The 21,943-nt window shown below is 50.3% G+C and carries 16 protein-coding genes; 9 read left to right on the top strand and 7 right to left on the bottom strand.

The genetic code is table 11. The features are described from left to right. Positions 1-13 precede the first annotated feature (13 nt). The 5 genes from feoB to PRU_RS04400 form a co-directional block, all read right to left on the bottom strand. Entirely contained in the window at positions 14-2,422 is a 2,409-nt protein-coding gene (gene feoB, locus PRU_RS04420; protein ID WP_013063104.1) for a ferrous iron transport protein B, read from the bottom strand. 96 nt (positions 2,423-2,518) lie between these two features. Next, complete coding sequence (locus PRU_RS04415) at positions 2,519-3,220, bottom strand: ABC transporter ATP-binding protein (protein ID WP_013064916.1); 702 nt, start codon at positions 3,218-3,220, stop codon at positions 2,519-2,521. 7 nt (positions 3,221-3,227) lie between these two features. After that, a complete protein-coding gene (secA, locus tag PRU_RS04410) occupies positions 3,228-6,617 on the bottom strand; it encodes a preprotein translocase subunit SecA (RefSeq protein WP_013064519.1) in 3,390 nt (1,129 codons plus the stop codon). A 94-nt stretch (positions 6,618-6,711) separates the two neighbouring features. Beyond that, the gene (locus PRU_RS04405) at positions 6,712-7,875 is read right to left on the bottom strand and encodes an alkaline phosphatase family protein (protein ID WP_013063951.1); all 1,164 of its coding nucleotides are present in this window, start codon (positions 7,873-7,875) and stop codon (positions 6,712-6,714) included. Next, a complete protein-coding gene (locus PRU_RS04400; protein WP_013063115.1) occupies positions 7,872-9,053 on the bottom strand; it encodes an Lnb N-terminal periplasmic domain-containing protein in 1,182 nt (393 codons plus the stop codon). The genes PRU_RS04405 and PRU_RS04400 overlap by 4 nt, the downstream gene beginning before the upstream one ends. Positions 9,054-9,171: 118 nt before the next feature. On the opposite strand from PRU_RS04400, the gene PRU_RS04395 reads away from it, so the two are divergent. The 4 genes from PRU_RS04395 (at position 9,172) to PRU_RS04380 (ending at position 14,606) form a co-directional block, all read left to right on the top strand. Then, a complete protein-coding gene (locus PRU_RS04395) occupies positions 9,172-10,458 on the top strand; it encodes a hypothetical protein (RefSeq protein WP_013063490.1) in 1,287 nt (428 codons plus the stop codon). 23 nt (positions 10,459-10,481) lie between these two features. Then, positions 10,482-11,099: an LPS export ABC transporter periplasmic protein LptC gene (gene lptC / locus PRU_RS04390; RefSeq protein ID WP_013065676.1), complete on the top strand. Its 618-nt coding sequence runs from the start codon at positions 10,482-10,484 to the stop codon at positions 11,097-11,099. Between the two features lies 1 nt (position 11,100). Further along, positions 11,101-12,378, top strand: coding sequence for a hemolysin family protein (locus tag PRU_RS04385; protein WP_013064875.1), 1,278 nt, complete (start codon positions 11,101-11,103; stop codon positions 12,376-12,378). A 92-nt stretch (positions 12,379-12,470) separates the two neighbouring features. Then, the gene (locus PRU_RS04380; RefSeq protein WP_013064135.1) at positions 12,471-14,606 is read left to right on the top strand and encodes a peptidylprolyl isomerase; all 2,136 of its coding nucleotides are present in this window, start codon (positions 12,471-12,473) and stop codon (positions 14,604-14,606) included. Positions 14,607-14,666: 60 nt separating this feature from the next. Here PRU_RS04380 and PRU_RS04375 read toward each other — a convergent pair whose 3' ends face one another. Further along, entirely contained in the window at positions 14,667-15,305 is a 639-nt protein-coding gene (locus PRU_RS04375) for an HU family DNA-binding protein (protein WP_013063318.1), read from the bottom strand. Positions 15,306-15,475: 170 nt separating this feature from the next. On the opposite strand from PRU_RS04375, the gene PRU_RS04370 reads away from it, so the two are divergent. The 3 genes from PRU_RS04370 (at position 15,476) to PRU_RS04360 (ending at position 17,734) form a co-directional block, all read left to right on the top strand. Beyond that, on the top strand, positions 15,476-16,957 hold the full coding sequence (locus PRU_RS04370; RefSeq protein ID WP_013063961.1) for an Ig-like domain-containing protein: 1,482 nt from the start codon (positions 15,476-15,478) through the stop codon (positions 16,955-16,957). A gap of 190 nt (positions 16,958-17,147) precedes the next feature. Beyond that, the gene (locus PRU_RS04365; RefSeq protein ID WP_013063170.1) at positions 17,148-17,423 is read left to right on the top strand and encodes a hypothetical protein; all 276 of its coding nucleotides are present in this window, start codon (positions 17,148-17,150) and stop codon (positions 17,421-17,423) included. Further along, a complete protein-coding gene (locus tag PRU_RS04360; RefSeq protein WP_013065473.1) occupies positions 17,411-17,734 on the top strand; it encodes a type II toxin-antitoxin system RelE/ParE family toxin in 324 nt (107 codons plus the stop codon). Before PRU_RS04365 ends, PRU_RS04360 begins: the two co-directional genes overlap by 13 nt. 384 nt (positions 17,735-18,118) lie before the next feature. On the opposite strand, the gene PRU_RS04355 is transcribed toward PRU_RS04360, so the two are convergent. Continuing rightward, positions 18,119-20,887, bottom strand: coding sequence for a toprim domain-containing protein (locus PRU_RS04355; RefSeq protein WP_013063666.1), 2,769 nt, complete (start codon positions 20,885-20,887; stop codon positions 18,119-18,121). A 413-nt stretch (positions 20,888-21,300) separates the two neighbouring features. Here PRU_RS04355 and PRU_RS04345 point away from each other — a divergent pair, with 413 nt between their 5' ends. Both PRU_RS04345 and PRU_RS04340 read left to right on the top strand, forming a co-directional pair. Further along, positions 21,301-21,510: a hypothetical protein gene (locus PRU_RS04345; RefSeq protein WP_033150849.1), complete on the top strand. Its 210-nt coding sequence runs from the start codon at positions 21,301-21,303 to the stop codon at positions 21,508-21,510. Next, positions 21,507-21,932 carry a hypothetical protein gene (locus tag PRU_RS04340; protein WP_013064964.1) on the top strand — a complete coding sequence of 142 codons (426 nt, stop codon included), beginning with the start codon at positions 21,507-21,509 and terminating at the stop codon, positions 21,930-21,932. The genes PRU_RS04345 and PRU_RS04340 overlap by 4 nt, the downstream gene beginning before the upstream one ends. Positions 21,933-21,943: the final 11 nt, after the last annotated feature.

Here is a 21,943-nt window from a genome sequence, read left to right as displayed (position 1 = left end):
AAATTTATTCTACTTATATCAGCAAACTGCCAATCTGGAACACCAGCATACTGGCTATCCAGGCCACCACAGTGGTGTAAACGGCTGCAAAGCTGGCCCAGCGCCACGAGCCTGTTTCGTGCTTGATGGCGGCAATGGTAGCTATACAGGGGAAGTACAGCAGAATAAATATCAGGTAGGCATAGCCTGCCAGTGGGGTGATACCCTCGTTCAGCATCATCTGGCGCAGACGGGTGTATTTCTCGGTGTCGTCGCTAAAGCTGTCGTCGTCGCCAAAGCTGTCGTCGCCACTATACAGTACGCCGATGGTAGAAGCCACAATCTCCTTGGCACCTACACCAGCCAACAGCGATACGTCCAGTTTCCAGTTAAAGCCCTGTGGGGTGAAGATGGGCTCGATGGTTTTACCCATGCGTCCGATATAGCTCTGCTCCTGCTGCTGTTCGCGTGGCAGGTCCTCGTTATGTGGGAAGTAGCCCAATGCCCATACAATGATACTGGCCACCAGGATAATGCCTCCCATCTTCTTCAGGTATTCCTTACCTTTCTCCCAGGTATGGCGCCAGATGGCCTTTGGTGTTGGCCAGCGATAAGGTGGCAGTTCCATCACAAATGGTGTGTCCTCGCCCTTGATAACAAGCGATGAGAAGATTTTGCTGACAACTACCGACACTACTATACCGATGGCATAGAGCGACAGCAAAACCCACGAGCGGTACTGCAACGAGAAGAACGTTCCGGCTATCATGATATAGATAGGCAGACGGGCCGAACAGCTCATAAACGGCAGAATCATCATGGTGATGATACGCGAGCGGCGACTCTCGATGGTACGTGTAGCCATCACGGCAGGTACGTTACAGCCAAAGCCCATAATAAGGGGGATAAACGATTTGCCGTGCAGTCCCATCTTGTGCATCAGCTTATCCATGATAAAGGCAGCACGCGCCATATAGCCCGAATCCTCCATCAACGAGATGAAGAAGTAGAGTATCAGAATCTGTGGCAGGAACACGATAACCGAACCCACACCACCGATAACACCATCTACCAGCATGGCCTTCAGTGGTCCGTCGGTCATGCCTTCGCTAATCTTTTCGCCTAACCACTGTACGCCTTCCTCAATCCAGTCCATGGGGTACTGACCGAGTGTAAAGGTAGTCTGGAACATGATATAAAGCAGGAAGAAGAAGATGGGGAATCCCAGATACTTATGCGACAGCAGCCCATCAATCCTATGTGTAGCTTTATAGGTATCTTTCTTATGTCCGGTCTTATAGTCGGCCTCTTTCAGTGCACCGTTAATAAAACCGTACTTGGCGTCCATAATCGCTGTCTCGCTATCGCTGCCTGTCTCTTCCTTTACACGGGCCGATGCCTTATCGCGCTCGGTTGTCAGGTTACGGAAATCCTGAATACGCTGCTCGCCAGCCATGTGGTTGCCCAGATACTCCAACACCTGACTATCGTGCTCCAGGAGCTTCAGTGAGAGGTATCGGGTAGAGTAGTGCTGGGTGATATGCTCGTCGGCCTTCAGGTACTTCTGGATATGCGAGATACCGTCCTCGATCTCATGACCGTAGTTGATGTGCAGGTGTCGCGAGAACTTACTGGTACCCTCGTACACCTGGATGACGGCACGGAACAGATCTTTTACGCCCTGTCCGCTCTTAAACGATGTAGGAATCATTGGCATACCAAACAGCGTACTCAGCGTGTCGAGGTTAATCTGGTCGCCACGGCGTTCAAACTCGTCGTACATATTCAGCGCGCACACCATACGTATGTTCATGTCAACCAGCTGGGTGGTGAGATACAGGTTACGCTCCAGGTTCGACGAGTCGATGACGTTAATCACCACATCAGGCATTTTCTCTGTCAGATGCTCGCGTACATAGAGTTCCTCGGGCGAGTAGCACGAAAGCGAGTAAGTGCCAGGCAGGTCGGTGAGGTTAAACTCGTAACCGAACATCGATGCATGGGCCTCGGTGGCATCCACCGTTACACCGCTGTAGTTACCCACATGGCCGTGGGCACCCGATGCATAGTTGAACAGCGAGGTCTTACCACAGTTAGGATTACCCACCAGCGCTACGTTGATGGTACGGCGCTCCTTCATAGCCTCATGACGGATATAATCATCCTCATGGCGATTACTGTCGGTAGCCAGATTAAAGGTAGTAGCCTCGAATGGGGTATCGGCCGACACCACCTCGATGTTATCAGCCTCCTGGTGACGCAGACTCACCTCGTACCCCATCAGCTTGTACTTCACGGGATCCTGTAGCGGGGCGTTAAGCAATACCTCAACCTCCTGACCACGAATAAAACCCATTTCGATGATGCGCTTACGGAATCCGCCGTGTCCCAGCACCTTAACTATTATACCTTTTTCGCCTGTTTTCAGTTCCGACAGTTTCATAACTTATTTATTTTGAGTGCAAAGGTACGAAAAAAAACTTGCAACCCGATTGCAAAGGTCGCAAGTTTTTATAAAATACCTAAAAATGATGATAGGTTATTCTGTCTCAAAGTAATTTTCGAGTTCGGCACGTGCACTTCCGTCGGCATTGGCCAGATCGCGAACGATGTGACCCTTCTCCAGCAGCGCAATGCGTGTAGAGATGTCGATGGTGTGTGCCAGGTTATGACTCGAAACCAGAATAGTAGCGCCAGTACGCCTGTTGTACTCGGTAAGCACATGCTTGAGCGTGTTCTGGCTCGAAGGATCGAGGAAGTTGAATGGCTCGTCGAGAATCACCAGTTTGGGGTTGTTAAACAGGGCAGAGATGATACCTACCTTCTGTTTGTTACCAGCCGAGAGATTACGAATCAGTTTTTTCTGTCCGAAAATCTCACCGGCAGCGAACTTCTCGAAGTCCTTCAGTCGCTCGTCAACCTCTTCCTGCGTTTTATCAGTAATCTTACCGATAAATGCGAAGTACTCCTCGGGTGTGAGGAAATCGATAAGGAAACCCTCGTCGATGTACGAGCCTGTAGCGGCCTTCCATTCCTCGCTCTGGGCGGGGTTAATGCCATCGAGTGCTACATCACCCTCATCGGGTTTCAGCAGGTCTAACAGCATGCGGAAGAGCGTGGTCTTACCTGCACCATTGTTACCTACGAGGCCGAGAATCTCGCCGTCGTTGATTTTGAACTGTTCAATGTCGCAGGCAACGGTGTTGCCAAACGCCTTCTTCAAATGGTTGATTGTAATCATAATCGTATTATACTATTCCTTTACCGTGACAATTCTTGAATTTCTTACCTGAACCACAGGGACATGGATCGTTGCGTCCGGGCAGCTTATCCTTTACGATGGGCTCGTGGCTCTGCTGGGCACGTGTGTCGTGCTGTGCAGCGGCCTGCTGGTTGCGGTCAACCAACTGCTCAACTTCCTGCTTGGTCTCTACGTACTGCTGGCGCTGGGCGGGCTGCTCGGGGGCAGCCTCCTGTACTTCCTGCTGCTGCATCTCGGGGATACCGCTGCGTGTAAGGATCGAGCAGATACGGTTGTACATATCGTTAATCATCTCGTCCCAAACCTTGGCACTCTCAAGCTTGAAGATCAGCAGTGGATCCTTCTGCTCGTAGCTGGCATTCTGTACAGAGTGCTTCAGCTCATCCAACTGGCGCAGGTTCTCCTTCCAGCTATCGTCGATGATATGCAGCAGGATGCTCTTCTCAAACTCCTTCACAATGCTCTTGCAGTCGCTCTCGTAAGCCTCCTTCAGGTTGCAAGGGATGTTGTACATCTTACGACCGTCGGTGATGGGCACCATGATACGCTCGTAGATCTGTCCCTGAGCCTCGTACACCTGCTTGATGATAGGCTGGGCAACAGTCTGGATACGCTCGGTTTTGCGGTTGAAGTTACCGATGGCAGCCTGGAAGGCATTCTCGGTAAGTACCTCGCGTGGCTGGTTCAGATACTCGTCGCTGCTGAAGGGCACCTCCATCGAGAGGATGTGCAGGAATTCCTCCTTACAGCTCTGGTAATCGGTAGAGTTCTCGATGATATTTACTACGCGGTCCCAGATGATGTTGGCGATATCCATACCGATACGCTCACCCATCAGGGCGTGGCGACGCTTCTCGTAGATCACGGTACGCTGCTTGTTCATCACGTCATCGTACTCGATCAGACGCTTACGGATACCGAAGTTGTTCTCCTCAACCTTCTTCTGGGCGCGCTCGATGCTCTTAGAGATCATAGGACTCTCGATCATCTCGCCATCCTTGAATCCCAGACGGTCCATGACCGATGCGATACGCTCAGAGGCGAACAGTCGCATCAGCTTATCCTCGAGCGATACATAGAATACAGATGAACCTGGGTCGCCCTGACGTCCGGCACGACCACGCAGCTGACGGTCAACACGACGGCTCTCGTGGCGCTCGGTACCGATGATAGCCAGACCACCGGCTGCCTTTACCTCAGGCGAAAGCTTAATATCGGTACCACGACCGGCCATGTTGGTGGCAATGGTAACGGCACCCTTACCGTTAGTGCTCTGTCCGGCCAATGCTACGATGTCGGCCTCCTTCTGGTGCAGCTTAGCATTCAGCACCTGGTGGGGGATACCCTCGCGCTTACCGGTCTCAGGGTTCACATACATATCAAGCATACGGCTCAGCAACTCTGAAATCTCCACCGATGTGGTACCAATCAGTGTTGGACGGCCCTGATTTCTCATCTTTACTACTTCCTCGATTACAGCCTTGTACTTCTCGCGAGCGGTCTTGTAAACGCGGTCGTCCTGGTCGTTACGGATTACTGGGCGGTTGGTAGGAATCTCAACCACATCCAGCTTGTAGATATCCCAGAACTCACCAGCCTCGGTAGAAGCGGTACCGGTCATACCTGAGAGCTTGTGATACATACGGAAGTAGTTCTGCAGGGTGATGGTAGCGAATGTCTGTGTGGCAGCCTCTACCTTTACGTGCTCCTTGGCCTCAACAGCCTGGTGCAGTCCGTCGCTCCAGCGACGACCCTCCATGATACGACCAGTCTGCTCGTCAACGATCTTCACCTCGCCGTCGATAACCACATACTCGTCGTCCTTATTAAACATGCAGTAAGCCTTCAGCAGCTGCTGAAGGGTGTGCACACGCTCACTCTGTACAGCGTAGTGGCTCATCAGCTCATCTTTCTTATCCAGGCGCTCCTGATCGGTGAGTCCGGTCTCAGCCTCGAGAGCCGACAGCTCGGTAGTGATATCGGGCAGCACAAACAGCTCGTTATCGTTTACCTGCTTAGCCAGCCAGGCAGTACCCTTATCGGTCAGGTCGCAGCTATTCATCTTCTCATCTACTACGAAGTACAGAGGCTCAACACACTCAGGCATGCGGCGGTTATTGTTCTCCATGTAGATATTCTCGGTATTCTGCATACCAGCCTTGATACCTTCCTCCGAGAGGAACTTAATCAGTGGCTTGTTCTTAGGCATGGCCTTGTGCGAACGGTAGAGCGACAGGAAACCGGCATCCAGCTTCTCCTGTGCCTCCTTCTTGTTGCCAGCCTCCATCAGCTTGTTACCCTCGGTAATCAGGGTCTTGGCGTCGGCCAGATACTGGGTGGCCAACTGGCGCTGAACACCTACCAGCTTCTCAACCAGTGGCTGATACTCCTCGAACATCTGATCGTCGCCCTTGGGGATAGGACCAGAGATAATCAGAGGTGTACGGGCATCGTCGATCAATACTGAGTCGACCTCATCGACGATGGCGTAGTTATGTGCGCGCTGTACCAGATCGGCAGGCGATACGGCCATGTTATCACGCAGATAGTCGAAACCGAACTCGTTGTTGGTACCGAAGGTGATATCAGCCTGATAAGCCTTACGACGGGCCTCAGAGTTAGGCTGATGCTTATCGATACAATCCACGCTCAAGCCATGGAACATATAGAGAGGACCCATCCACTCTGAGTCACGCTTAGCCAGATAGTCGTTCACGGTTACCACGTGTACACCGTTACCGGTGAGTGCGTTCAGGAATACAGGCAGGGTAGCCACCAGGGTCTTACCCTCACCAGTAGCCATCTCGGCAATCTTTCCCTGATGCAGTACAACACCACCAAACAACTGTACGTCGTAGTGTACCATTTCCCACTTCAGGTCGTTACCACCAGCAGTCCAGTGGTTGTGGTAGATAGCCTTGTCGCCATCGATGGTAATAAAGTCCTTCTTAGGATCGCCAGCCAGCTCGCGGTCGAAATCGGTAGCTGTAACAACCACCTCCTCATTCTCGGCAAAGCGGCGTGCGGTTTCCTTTACGATAGCGAATACCTCGGGCATTACCTCGTTCAGGGCCTGCTCGTAAATCTCCAATACTTCCTTCTCGATCTTATCGATCTGAGCGAAGATATCGGCACGCTCATCGATAGGGGTGTTTTCGATTGTAGCCTTCAGTTCTTCGATACGGGCTTTCTGCTCCTGGGCAGAGTTCTGTACTTGCAGCTGCAGTGTCTTAGTGCGCTGGCGCAGTGCGTCGTTATCCAGCTTCTGTACCTCGGGGTAAACAGCCTTTACCTGCTCAACGAGTGGCTGGATAAGCTTCATGTCGCGGCTGGATTTGTCACCAAACAGCGACTTCAATAACTTGTTGAAATTCATATTTAATTTTTATTTTTTTACTTATTGTTGATGTATGTCGTTATAAAACGGCGGCAAAATTACAAAAAAAATTTTTAACCACCAAGCCTTTTTATTAAAAAAGAGGTGTAGCCATACATGCATTGGGGGCACGAATGCGGATTGCCTTCGAAATTGTGGGGGCAATACGCTCTATGCTAACGGGTGCCTGCACCTTCTGTGCGGGTATATCGGCACCATAGAATATAATGGGGAAGCAGGCCAGTGGCTGCTTGGTTTTAAGTTGCTCGTGAGTGTCGTCGTTCTGCATCTGCCAGCCAGGTGCCAACTCTACCTGCAGATCGCCCATGTGGGCCTCGTACAGATGGATGTTTACACGCTTTACGCCTGCCATCTGCAGCAGGAACTCCTTAGCCTTCTGTGTGGCGTCGGACAGGGCGATGCGTTTCTGTTCCAACAGCTGGTGGTTCAGGTACAGCTGGTTACGGTAGCTGCCCTCAACGTACTTGCCTTGGCCCCACAGGGCACCCAGGTACATGTTCAGCAGGTTGGCAGTGCGGTTGGTATAATATACACCCGTGGGGATGTGATATTTGGCGTATTCATCGGTATTCAGATCGCGATAGCCGGTAGAGGTGAGCACAAACAGGGCGTGCTGCTTGCCCACCATGCGCTGTATCTCAACCACCAGCTTTTGCAGGGCCGATTGGTAATCTTCTTTCTCGTACTGCAGAAATAGCAGATCGGGGATAGAATCTTGCCCAAGCCTTTCTTCAACAACCAGTTGTAAAGCCTTAACCGTCAGGCTGGTAGCATCCTGATTTCTACGCTTGTCATCGTTCCATGCCAGGCGGTCCACGTTATGCCCTGCAAGCAGCGCTGCTGTCTCTTTTTTTGCAGCCACGGCGCATACCTTACCGGCACCCTTGGTAGCTATCTTCAGCTCATCGGCCAGGGTAGAAACGGCGATTTCATCGGGGGTAGCCGCTACGGTTTGCAACGACTGACGGTCGAGCCATTTATCGGCCGTAATGGTGTGATAGAATGGCGATGTGCCTGTTACGACTGACGAAATGGCAGACGACAGGTCAACTTGACTGTAGGGATAGAAACCTTGCTCATAGATTAATCCATCGTCGAACAGAGCGGGATAGTCGGTAAGCAGCTGGTCGATGGTAATATTTACCACCAGCCGGGGGCTTACTCCCTTCTGTTGCTGCGCTTGCGAGCTGAGCGCCAGCATCGTAAGCAGCGTAACGTATAGATATCTATTCTTCATTTCTTACAACGTATCAGCAAACATAGTGCCACAATCCACATACCCTCCGAATAGCTCTGCAGTATGCCACCCAGTCCGTACAGTATCAGCATTACCAGCAGCAGTTTGGTCCACAGGTTGCGCTTGCCTTTGATAACGGCGGGTATAAACACCAGCGCCAGAGGATTGAACAGCAGCAGGTTAAGATTAAGCGATGTAGTGGGGTGCTGCGAGAATATCATCACCGTAAGCACGATACCAACAAGTCCCTGAACGGTCATCAGCGCTACATCCCACCATTTCACAACGCGACTGCTTTTCCACTCGTAGAGGGCAATACATACGGATATGATGAGCAGCAGTACGGCTATTTCGGTGGGTGTGAGGAAAAAGTCCTGTTCGATGACCTGTACGCCCGGTGCTACCAGCAGGCGCTGCTCCTTTATCAAGGGGCGGTATTCGCCATCCTTATAAATCTGCGCATGCGCAAAGTCGGTCATCAGATTCATAGGCAGGAATTCCTGCTCCTCGCGGGTGGTAGCCAGGTCGGCTTTCACACCCAGCAGCATATCGTTTCCAAACTTCGACCACAGGTGGTTGCGATTGCACTCGCGCACCATCTCGCGGAAGGTTGGCTGATAGTCACTTCGCTCTTCGTAAACTACCTGTCCATCAATACTTTTCTCGATTACATCTCTAGGTTTGGTTGAACAGTTGTTGTAGAAGAAATTATAGCGATACACGCGGTTCTCTTCCTGCAGGTTTTCGCCCAGCAGGCGCTGCAGGGTACGCTTCTCGTCGTTGGTCAGGTTCAGCACCTGCTCGGTAATGCTGCTGCCCCATTGCTGGTAGTAGGGCCAGAAACGCTCAAAGGGGTAGGCGGCCAGCTCGTAATCGGTTAGTCCGAACACAAAGCGTAGGGCAAAGTATGGCTTACTGAAACTGAACATACCCCAGTTAAACACCAGATCGGTGTCGCCCTGATGCCAACGGATGGCTGCATGACCATACAAACTGTAAATCTCTTCGTGGGGCGAACAGGTCAGTAAACTCACTTCAACCGAGTCCATCGGGTCGATATTCGACTCAACGGCCACAAAAGCGCCATTTTCGGCATTTGGTGCCGATTGCGCATAAATTGGCGTTATATAGCTGACACTCAGCAGGATAGCTGCGGTTAGCAGGCTCTTAATTTTCATTTTTAAATGTTTCACGATGCAAAAATAACTTATATTTTCGAAGAAAAAGCCATTTCTTCGTTTTTTTTTGATAATTTTGCACGCTGAAAAGATTTTCAACTGAATTAAAAGATTAAATATGAATAAAATTCTCGCCAGTTTCGTCTTAGCAACCATGACGACATCGGCTTTTGCCCAGAGCAACACTAATTCTCCCTATAGCCAGTTCGGCTTAGGTGATCTGACTGATCAGAGTGTAGGTTTTAATAAAGGTATGAACGGCGTGGGCCTGGCCATGCGTCGCGGTAACGAGGTTAACACCATGAACCCCGCTTCGTATTCGGCTGTCGACTCACTTACCATGCTGTTCGATGCCGGATTGTCGGGTCAGATTACCAACTATAAGGAAAACGGCAAGAAAATGAATGGTAAGAGTGGCGGTTTCGACTACGTGGTAGGTCAGTTCCGTGCCTTTAAGGGCGTGGGTGTTACCTTCGGCGTACTGCCTTACTCTAACATCGGCTATAACTACTCACAGAGCGAATATCTGAACGATGCCAGCATCACCAAGATGACTACCACCAACAAGGGTGATGGCGGTATACACCAGCTGTTTATCGGTACCGGTATCCGCCTGTTCAAGCCCCTGAGCATCGGTGCCAACCTGTCGTACCTTTGGGGCGACTACAACCGCAGCATTACCAGCAGTAGCAGTGCCAGCAACGTAAGCGCCCTGCAGATGCTGTACACTGCCGATATCAGCAGCTACAAGCTCGACTTTGGTATGCAGCTGGAACTGCCTCTGAGCAAGCAGGATAACATCACCCTGGGTGCTACCTGGACACCAGGCCACTCACTGAAGGCCGATGCCAAGTGCTCGGTCATCAACAGCAACTCTACTATCAGCAAGGCCGATACCACTGCCTATAAGCTTGCCGATGCACTGAGCATTCCTACCAGCTTTGGTTTTGGTTTGGCTTACAACCACGGACAGCAGTTCCGTATGGGTGCCGACTTTACCATGCAGAAGTGGGGTAGCGTAGATTATCCTTCGTTCGACTCACAGGCCAAGACCTATACCATGAAGTCGGGCCTGCTGAAAGACAGCTATCGCTTTAACCTGGGTGCCGAGTGGACACCACGCCCTATGGGTCGTAAGTTCCTGCAGCGCGTGCGCTATCGTGCGGGTGTAGGTATGGCCACACCTTATTATTATATTAACGGAAAAGAGGGCCCCAAAGAGCTCTCGGCCAGTCTTGGTTTCGGTATTCCCATCATGAACGGTTACAACGGCCGTTCGTATCTGAATATCAGCGGACAGGTTGTAAACCGTTCGGCTGATAATATGATTAAGGAAACGATGTTCCGCCTGAACATCGGTCTGACATTCAACGAGAGATGGTTTGCAAAGTGGAAGGTAGAATAATAGCCGTAGCCGCGTTTGCAGCAATGATATTAGGCGGCTGTACCGAGGTGCACGAGCACACGGCAGCTGCTATACACGACCGCGATTCGGTGTCGGTGATGACGTCGTATGGCGTTAATACGCTGATTAGCGACAGCGGCGTGATCAAATACAAGATTGTAACCGAGCGCTGGGATGTGAACGTGGTTAAGAATCCCTCGTACTGGCTGTTCGAAAAGGGTGTTTTCTTCGAGCAGTTCGACGAGAAATTCCACGTAGAAGCCTATATCCAGGCCGACTCAGCCAAGTATTACGATCAGAAGAAGCTGTGGCATCTGCGCGGTCGCGTACGCATACGTAACATTAACGGCCTGCTGTTCGAGAGCGAGGAGCTGTTTTGGGACGGTATGCGCCACGAACTGTACTCTAACGTATACTCGAAGGTTACCACCCCCGAACGCAGCATGGAGGGCACCTATTTCCTGTCGGACGAGCATATGACGCACTATACCGTCAGCAACTCGAAGGGATCGTTCCAGCGCGAGGATATGACCGGCGAGCAGAACGATACCACCACGCAGAAACCAGGCGCCCAGCCCGATACCGCACAGGTACAGCCATCGCTGCGCCCACAGCTGCAGAAACATAGAAAGAACGGATGATATGACTACAACGATTATCTGGCTACTGGTTTCGATGCTGTTCTCGGCCTTCTTTTCGGGTATGGAGATAGCCTTTATTTCGTCCAACCGCCTGCGTGCCGAGATGGATCGCGAAAAGAACCGTTTTTCGCAGCGCATCATCCATGTGTTCTACCAGCATCCAAACAACTTTGTGTCAACCATGCTGGTGGGCAACAACATCGCACTGGTAATCTACGGTATCCTGTTTGCCCAGCTGTTCGACGCCACACTGTTTGCGCCACTAAGCGACGGGGTGAGGGTTACGGCCGATACGCTGCTATCTACACTGGTAGTGCTGTTTACAGGCGAGTTCCTGCCTAAATCTATCTTTAAGAACAATCCTAACACATTGCTCACGGTGTTTGCCGTGCCTGCGTGGATATGCTATGTGGTGCTTTACCCCATATCGCGCTTTGCCACGCTGCTGTCGAAGGGACTGTTGCGCCTGATAGGCATCCGCATGAAGAGTGCCGGCGAGGAAAAGGAGTTTACGAAAGTAGACCTCGACTACCTGGTTCAGACCAGTATCGATAACGCCGATAATGACGATGAAATCGAGGAAGAAGTAAAGATTTTCCAGAATGCGCTCGACTTCTCGGAGACGAAGATTCGCGACTGTATGGTGCCCCGTACCGAGATTGATGCGGTAGAGGATACCGACACCATCGAACAGCTGCGACAGGTGTTTATCGAGAGCGGCCACTCAAAGATTCTGGTGTATCACGAGGATATCGACCATATCATCGGTTATGTACACTCCAGCGACATGTTCCGACTGGACAAAAACAATTATCAATCGTCCATTGTAAATTGCCAATTGGTACGTGAGATTTCTTTCGTACCCGAGACCATGCTGGCATCGAAGCTGATGACCCAGCTGATGCAGCAGAAACGCTCGCTGGCCGTGGTGGTAGATGAGTTTGGCGGCACCAGCGGACTGGTATCGCTCGAGGATATCATGGAGGAGATTACAGGCGAGATTGAAGACGAGCACGACAATACTAACCACGTGGCCAAACAACTGAGCGACCACGAATACATGCTATCAGCCCGACTGGAGATAGCCAAGATTAACGAGATGTTTGATCTCGACCTGCCCGAAAGCGATGAATACATGACCCTTGGAGGCCTGATTCTGCACGAGTATCAGTCGTTCCCAAAACTGAACGAGGTAGTAAAAATGGGCCGCTACGAGTTTAAAATCATCAAGAATACGGCAACAAAAATCGAATTGGTGCGATTAATCATTACCGAATAGCCAAAATTTATACGAAAAAATTAGGTCGTTTCGAACAAATTTATTAATTTTGCACCCGTTTTATGAATAATAATTAAAAATTTAAATACATTATGGCAGCATTAGGAAAAATCCGTAAAAGAGGCGTAGCCCTCGTTTGCATTATCGGCTTAGGCCTTTTCGCCTTCATTGCTGAGGAAGCTTTCCGTTCTTGCGAAGCAACCAAGAACCAGCAGCGACAGCAGATTGGCGAAGTGTTAGGAAACAAAATCAATGTTCAGGACTTCCAGGCCCTGGTTGATGAGTATCAGGACGTTCTGAAGATTACTCAGAACCGCGAGAACTTCTCTGAGGAGGAGCTGAACCAGATTAAGGATCAGGTTTGGAGTCAGTACGTTAACGAGCAGATCATTGCCAACGAGGCAGAGAAGCTTGGTTTGACAGTTACCGACGAGGAGTTGCAGAACATCATGAAGGAGGGTACAAACCCCATGTTGATGCAGAGCCCATTCGTAAACCAGCAGACTGGTCGTTTCGACGTTACCATGCTCACCAAGTTCCTGGACGATTACAAGAAGGCAGGCTCAAATCCTCAGCTGGCTGAGAGCTACCAGACCATCTACAAGTACTGGCAGTTCATCGAGAAGCAGCTGCGCACCAACACCCTGGCTCAGAAGTACCAGGCTCTGCTCAGCAACTGCTTGCTCTCTAACCCCATCTCAGCTAAGATGGCTTTCGAGGGTCAGAACACCGAGAGCGACATCCAGCTGGCTTCTATCGCTTACTCTTCAATCAACGACAACGATGTAAAGGTTGACGACAAGGATCTGAAGGCTAAGTACGACGAGGAGAAGGAGATGTTTAAGCAGGACGTTGAGAGCCGCGATATTAAGTATGTTGATTTCCAGGTAGTAGCTTCAGCAGCCGACCGCAAGGAGCTGATGAAGACTATGACCGACGCAGCCCAGAAGCTGCAGAGCGGTGCTAACGCTGCCGAGGTGGCTCGCAAGGCCCAGTCGCAGTTTGCCTACACTGGCATGGCTGCTACCAAGCGCGCTTATCCATCAGACATCGCTGCTAAGCTCGATTCAATGGCTGTAGGTCAGACTTCAGCTGTATTCGAGACCGCTTTCGATAACACTCTCAACGTTGTTAAGCTGATTGCCAAGACTCAGGCTCCTGACTCTATCGAGTATCGCCAGATTCAGGTTGGCGGTGCTACCGTAGAGGCCGCTAAGAAGACTGCCGACAGCATCTACACAGCTCTGAAGGCTGGTGCTGATTTCGAGCAGCTGGCTCAGAAGTACGGTCAGCCAGGCACCAAGCAGTGGCTCACATCAGCTATGTACGAGAACAGCAGCTCTATCGACGAGGAGTCGAAGACCTACCTCGCAGCTATCAACAACCTGGCTGTAAACGATGTTAAGAACCTCGAGTTTACTCAGGGCAACATCATCCTGCAGGTTACCGCTCGCAAGGCTATGGTTGACAAGTACGATGCAGCTGTTATCAAGCACACTATCGATTTCTCTAAGCAGACATACTCTGAGGCTTACAACAAGTTCAGCCAGTTTGTAAGCGAGAACAAGACTATCGAGGATATGGAGAAGAACGCTGCTAAGTTCGGCTTCAAGGTTACTCCACGTCAGGATCTGTTCAACTACGAGCACAACGTAGCCAACCTGCGTTCTACCCGTGAGACTATGAAGTGGATCTTCGACGCTAAGCCAGGCGAGGTTAGCCCACTGTACGAGTGCGGTAACAACGATCACCTGCTGGTTGTAGCCCTCACTAAGATCAACCCTGTAGGCTACCGCGACATGAGCAGCCTGAAGGATGTTCTTAAGGCCGAGGTTATCCGCGATAAGAAGTTCGAGCAGATCAAGGCTAAGCTGGCCGGTGTTAACGACCTGGCTGCAGCTAAGGCTAAGGGTGCTCGCATCGACGCGGTTAATCAGATCACATTCTCGGCTCCTGTATTCGTACAGGCCACAGGTGCTTCAGAGCCCGCTCTGGCTGGTGCCGTTGCAGCTGCTAAGGCTGGCGAGTTCAGCAAGCACGTGGTTAAGGGTAACGGTGGTGCTTACCTGTTCAAGGTAGTTAAGAAGAGCAACCGCGCCGGCGCTAAGTTCGACGCTGCTCAGACCGAGGCTCAGCTCCAGATGCAGGCCACTCAGGCTGCTCGCATCTTCATGCAGGAATTGTATCAGAAGGCTGGTGTGGTAGACAACCGCTACCTGTTCTTCTAATTGTTTAAGTATTTACTTCCGAAGGCCGAGAGCTATATAAGCTCCCGGCCTTCTTTTTTTTTAATCACCGATAGGCTCATGGCTGCTGCCGCCACCGGTATTGCCACCGGTGTTACCGCCGCCGGTTGATGGCTGACTACCACCGCCGGTTGATGGCGCGCTGGCCTCGTGCCCCGACTTATACTCGGCTATGGCCGTGGCGATAGGCTTCAGCGTGGTAACCTTCTTCTCCTTGCCATCCACGGTAACCTTAACCGTATCCACAATGTTGCGGAACTCGAGCGAACAGAACTCCTGCTTGAATCGGCGCGAGGTGATGTTGTCGTCCTCCACACCGTAGGGCAGGAATCGGATGTGCACGCCCTTTACCACCTCGTTAGGGTCGGCATTCTCCATGGCCGCGATGTTCAGAATGGGCTTCTCTACATCGCAGGTGGGCAGGAATGTGCCCAGGGGCTCCATGCGTACTGGCACGCCCTGACTGATGAGTTCGGGCAGGCACTGGGTGATTTTCTTCAACACGCCCTCGATGATGTCGAGCGAATAGATTGAACCATGATCACTCATGTGCTTGGCAAAGCCTCGCAGCGAGAGAGTGGTCTGCGTGTCGATTTCGGGATAGTACTTACCGTACCCCGAGTTGCGGGCATTCTTGTTCTGGCGCAAGTTGATGCCCAACTTAATTTCGTTTGTTGCCATAATTGTGTGTTTTTATTAAATGTGTTTTGTGGTATTATTACCATTGCAAAGATACAAAAAAATTGCCAAACTACCAAACTTTTTCCCGATTTTATTTGGCTGATTATCAACTATTTCGTAAATTTGCAGGCAAAATTAATTAACTTATTAAGATATTACTAAATTTCAACATGAAACGTATTATCCGACAGATTTTGGGGTGGGGCATGATGCTCACGTTGCCCCTTGTGATGACCAGTTGCGGCGAGCTGTTCGACATGCTCGACAATCCCATTACCCCTGCCTTGCAGGTGCTAAGAGCCCAGTTAACGCTGAAAGTAGGTGAGAGCAAGCCCATACAGGCTTCTACACAGGCTCATGTAGTGCTGCTCTACTCATCCGATAACCCCGCCGTAGCCACCGTCGACGCCACCGGCCTCATCACCGCCGTCAGCCCCGGCACCGCCCGCATCACCATCAAGGCCCAAGGCGAGGACGACTACTACCGCACCGAAATCTTCAGCGAGAACACCACCACGGTAGAAGTAACGGTCACCAAGAAGGAGGGTAGCATCAGCTTTGCTACTGCCAGCGTACCCAAGTATATTAACGATGTTGCATTTAATAACCCTCTAACCATTGTGGGTGATGGAGTGGTATCATACACTTCGAATAATATAACAGTGGCTGAAGTTAATGCCACAAACGGCGATGTAACAATAAAAGGTGCTGGAACAGCTACTATTACAGCCATCATTACCGACAGCGACGAATACACTTATAACACAAAGACAGTCAGCTATACGCTGACAGTGGATCCAGCTATCAATCTTGCAGCTTTGAGTGGTGATTACATAGCCCAGAATGGCGATGTGCTTACGGGCACTCTGACCGGCAATTACAAGATTAGCATAGCCGCAGGTGCCAGCGTAGAGCTGAAAGATGTTACCATCAATGGCGGTAACAACTCCAGCACCAATTGGGCAGGCCTTACCTGTGATGGCAATGCCACCATCACCATTACAGGCACCAACACTGTTAAGGGCTTCTACAGGGAATATCCCGCCATCCAGGCAGGCCCCATAGGCAAAACGCTCACCATTAATGGCACAGGCACTCTCACTGCCACCGGTGGTGATTTGGCAGCCGGCATTGGGAGCGGTTACGATGGCGCCTCATGCGGCCATATCACCATCAGTGGCGGCACGGTTAATGCCAGTTCTAGTATGAATGGTGCCGGCATCGGCAGCGGTGATTTTAAATCCTCATGTGGCGCTATCACCATCAGTGGCGGCACGGTTAATGCCAATAGTGGGGAAGGTGCCGGCATCGGCAGCGGTTTCAGTGGCTCCTCATGTGGCGCTATCACCATCAGTGGCGGCACTATTATTGCCATTTCATATGGTCATGGCGCTGGCATCGGCAGCGGAGTAAGTAGCACCTTTGGCAGTATCACCATTACCGCAGGCATCACCCAGGTTCAGGCTACCAGAAACCACTTTGCTGCCTGGCCGATAGGAAAAGGACATTATGACCATGGCAGCACTGGCGCTGTGACCATTAACGGCGTAACCGTAACCAGCAACACATGGGATGGCACGGGATTGACTGACCTGAATTTCGCCAGCTCAAGTACTGGTAGCAACAACCTTACCTGGACGCTTACCCCCTAAGGTGCCCTAATCACCCAGCCATCGCCCCCAGGCGATGACTCCCCGCCCAATCACACTAACCCCGCTTTACTATCATGGTAGAGCGGGGGTGCTAGTTTCAGCAGAAACTAAAAAAAATCGTGATTTATTTTGTAGTTTGCATACTTAATCGTATATTTGCACACGAAAGATAACTCAACAGCATAAAAAAATGAGTGAAGACATAAAAGACATAGAAACTAAATGCCAAACTGCCAGCGAACCCGCTGCAGAATTAGCTACGCAGCATCATGACGGTGTGCATTATGTACACGACGAGATTGATGATATGAATTGGGATAGCATGCCCGTATTCGGAGCTAAGAACATTGACGAAGCTAAAGCCAGAATTAATCAGGCATGGGAGGATCGCAACAATCCCAGTAAATGGGCTACGTCGGAACAGATGTGGAACCGCCTTTCGAAAAAATACCCATGGCTAAGATAATCTGGCACGAAAATGTGCTGATTCTGCTTGATGAGCACATTAACTATGCATACTTAGAATTCGGAAAATCAACAGCCTTACGTTGGAAAACAGAAATAGCCGCTTTTGAAGAGCGTGTAAAGTTATTCCCCGAATCATATCCCCCCGAAGAACTGTTGGCCAACGAATCGGTATCGTATCGTCGTAGACATCTTATGAATCGCCGTTTTAAACTTATTCATTACTACGACGAAGCAGCAGACACAGTACATGTAGTTGATATCTGGGACGTAAGGATGAACCCCGAAACGCTTATTTTAAGAATAAAATAACATCCCCACTAATACTAACCCCGCTTTACTATGATAGTAGAGCGGGGTTAGTGTTAGGGTAAAAGGGGATGCGCAGAGGCGCTGAAAAGGGGGATTGGGTGTTGCAAATATGCGGCGGTTTTTATCTGCAACACAATTGCAACACCTATTTGCAATACCAAGACGACTGCATATACGTCTGATTAACAAATAGATAGATTTCTAGAATGACTATCTGTTGCGGTGTTGCAATTAAAATCTAAAAAACAGGGTATATATAGTATTCTAAAAATGAGTATGAAGATAGTATATTTGCTATTGCAACTGCAATATTTGCAACACCCCATAAAAAAGCCCGCCCCAAACGGGGCAGGCCTGAAACAAAAAAGCACAAAAACAGTACCGTTAGAATATGATGACCTGCTCTTCGGACTCGGATCCTCTCTGCGCTCTCTCGGCTAGTTTAGCCTCATATTCCTCAGTCGACTGCACATAGTAAAAGTACGAAAGCACTCCATCGGCGCGGCGCAGAATACGTTCGCCATCCTTAGGTTTACCAGTAATTGATGCGGGATTAAGGCAATGGATGTGCGAGGCATAATCGCAGTAGGCTTTGAGGCGCTTGGTAAACACGTTCTTGGATACACGATATGTTATCTCGCGACTAAAGTTGGCATACATCTCGTCTTGCTTAATTTCGCGATCGAGATTACCGCCATCAGGCGCAAAATACACCTCGGCCCACTCCTCGAAGTCCTTACCCACAGCGGCACGCTCAGCACGGCGCTCAACCTGCTGCATTGGTGGCATTATCTTGCGCTCAGCTGCGGGCAACGACAGGTAAAGCTTTACGCACTGCATGAGGAAGGCGATATCGGCCTGCCAGTCGTTCTCGGGATATTCTGAGCCCATCAGGTTGCAACCAAAGTCGTCGCTAATCTTACGTGTTTGCAGATAGTCGTTTTGCTTGGTTTTCTCGTGATAGTAATCGGAGAATATCTGCGGCCAAACACGTCCCATGGTGCTGGGATCGTTCTTGCGGATGGTATAGTTGGTACCAAAGGCAAACTTAGGACTCTTGGAGAATGGAATCTCGAACGGGTGATCGCCTTTGGCCTCGCCACGGAAGGTGCCGGTGATCCTGCCAAAGAAATAATCAAAGTTCAGGGCCTTGTGGCACTCATCTACAATGATAAGATCGGTTTTCTCGCTCACACCATCAAACAAGAATCGGTTCTCGACCACCGACTTTACACGCGCCTCGATGCTAAAAGTGTTAAGCAGTTGGCCTAGTGCCTTGAGATAGAACGACTTGCCGCTACGCCCATTGCACTCGTCCTCGGTTTCGCCCATCGTAGAGTCCATACAGAATGTGGCCCATGCAGCCGACTCCGACTTATAGCCATGCAGCAGATAACCAATATTAACCAGCTTGGCCAGCAGGCATTGATTCTCGTCGTTGCGCTCCTGGAGGGTAAGTGATTGATGGCCCTCATCAACCTTGCGCCAGTACAGCCTGGAGGCATTTATCACAAACTGAAACAGTTTGCTAGGTTGATTTTCGGTAATAGCTACCACAAGCTGCCCCTCACTATTCTTATCAACCGTGAACATCGCCGGCATGTTACGATAATCATGCTCCACGATATTATCGGCCCACACATAACTGTCGCACAGATTAGAGTAGGGATGCCGTGTGATGTCACTGCCCGTTACTTCAACCCAACCATTACGGAAATAAAATCGCTGTGATGTGGGTGTGGAATTATTAAAGTCGAGGTTGTCGCACTCTATTAGATGGCTCACGCTGTTTGTTGGCAAATCGTGGCTGCGCAGCAGTCGATTCTGTAATGCCTCGTCTAATCCCTCGCGCTGCGCCTGAGTGAACAGGAAGTTGGTAATCGTTTTGGCCATCACGCGCGTAACCTTAATACCATCTATATGAATGTAAACGGGGTCCTTGTGCGCGTCGTCCTTCAACGTGTAGTAGCCGTTAAGTGCCAGATAATAGTTAAGCCGGGCAGCTGAGATGGAATAGGAGATGTTGCCATCTTTATCGTGGCGCTCTATCCAATACTGTGCACATTGGGCACGACTAATCAGGCGTCGCATAGCAGCACGATGGGGATTAAGCTGGATATAATCCTTCAGGTCCTTGCGATAGCGACCACGGTTGTCGTGCAGTAGGTGCATGTCGCTGGCAGTCATCCAAGCGGTATGAATTGTGGGCAGGCTAAGTGCCAGTCGGCGACCTGCCTTCATGCCGGTATCATCGATATCGGGGATGTTAACCACGCGCTTGGCGTATTTCATTAGCAACTTCAGATCGGACTCCTGCAGTGTCTCGGTCTCGCTGCTCAGCCATACGGGCTGATAGCCCAAGCTTAAGCAGTTTGCGGCATCGCTGCCACCCGAAACTATCACCACCTCGTCGAGCTTAACTTCGCCACGTTCCTCGTACTTGCGGCGCAGGGCTGCCAGTCCGAAGAGATAGTGCTGGGGCTTATGCCCGATGATACTGAAACGGAACGACTTGTTGAAGTTCTTGGGTTCGTAAACCTTGATAAACGACTGCATATTGCCATCGTCATCCTGATACATGCATACCTGCGCATATATAGGATAGGTGTCGGTGGGTTTCTTAATGGTAGTGGTGCCATCGCTGGTACGGGTAATGGCCGCCACTGTACGCCAACCCAATTCCATAAGGTGTTCGGCCTTTACACAAGGTCCCCAAACACTCAGGTCGGCAGCAGTAAAACCATCGCCATAGGTAACCCTAACGGGCTTGCCAATTTCGCAGGGCAGGGCGGGGCGCTTAATCACCTCGGGCTTGTTAGCACCCTGCTTCAGTTCGTCCTGTACACCATACTGCTCGGCCAACTCCTGAACAGCTATTGCAAACTGGGCTTGCGTGTAGCCGCGATCCCACATGTACAGGTCGATAGGCGAGAAGTAACCTTCGCCTTCGCCCATGCCAAAGTCCTTTACGTGCCAGTAGGCGACGTTTCCTGTAGGCGGATAAACACAAGCCGAAGGGGTGTGCTCGTTGCTACGCAAACGGAACTTACGCTTGTTGGCTACTGCATCGACGGCCTGAGGGCATACGTCGAAAATGATATCTAGACCATTATTTGAATGGTCGTAGATTTTCTCTAATAAGTTTTGGGTCATAATGATTGTTACATTTGGTTTAGTTTTGTGTCTTGCACTACAATCGCCATAGACGTTTTTTCAGCGATTGCTGGGGCCCGTGCTCAGGCTTAAATCCCAACCAGCAACAAAGGTACTAAAAAATATTGATATGTACAAGTGTTTGGTGTATCAATATGTACAAAAGAAACAAAAATATAAACATTGTAAACACATAGATAACAATATTTTATTATATGTAAACTATAGTGTTACTTTAAATAAAGTTTTTGCACAAAAATTTATCATAAAACCCTTGGCCGTTTCGATTATTTTTCGTATCTTTGTAACGTAAACAGATACTCATTAAACACACAGAATTATGAACAAAACAGTAAAAGTAATCGTCAGGGTTGTAATCTATGTCATTGCAGCACTTACTAAATCTAAGTACCATGGAAAACACAAGTTTTAAAACCTCTCAGTATGCCAGTGCCGTGCTGCTCATTGTGAGCAGCATCGGGCTGGTGACGTATCAGGTGGTGAGCATCAACGATGTGGCCACCGGACTGCTATTCTACGTGGCACAGGCATTCCTGTTTGCCGCCTCTATCTTCGGGCTTAACCACTATGTAAACATCATCAGCAAACGACTACCATCATGAGCACACCACGAGGACTACGTAATTGCAACCCACTTAACATCCGACTTAGCGGCGATAAGTGGAAGGGCATGAAGGCACAGCAACAGGATGGCGACTTCTGCCAGTTTGAGAGTATGGAGTGGGGGTGGCGCGCCGCCTTCAGACTGCTTACGCGCACGTACTATCATAAATACCGGTTGTACAACATCCGCGACATCATCCATAAATGGGCACCGGTGGCCGAAAACAACACCCGCGCGTATATCGATCATGTGGCACAGCTATCGGGTATCGGAGCCCTGGAGTGCCTGGGCAACCCAGCAGAGCAACCACTGCGCTGGATAACCGTCGCCGCAGCCATGGCCATCCACGAAAACGGCACCACCGACATCAATCCCATCCCCATGTTACAAGGCTGGAATCTAAGCCAAAATAACGCTTAAAAAAGTGGCAC

This window comes from Xylanibacter ruminicola 23 (assembly GCF_000025925.1).
GTDB classification, from domain to species: Bacteria; Bacteroidota; Bacteroidia; order Bacteroidales; family Bacteroidaceae; genus Prevotella; species Prevotella ruminicola.
This window is presented reverse-complemented; position numbering and strand designations above follow the sequence as displayed.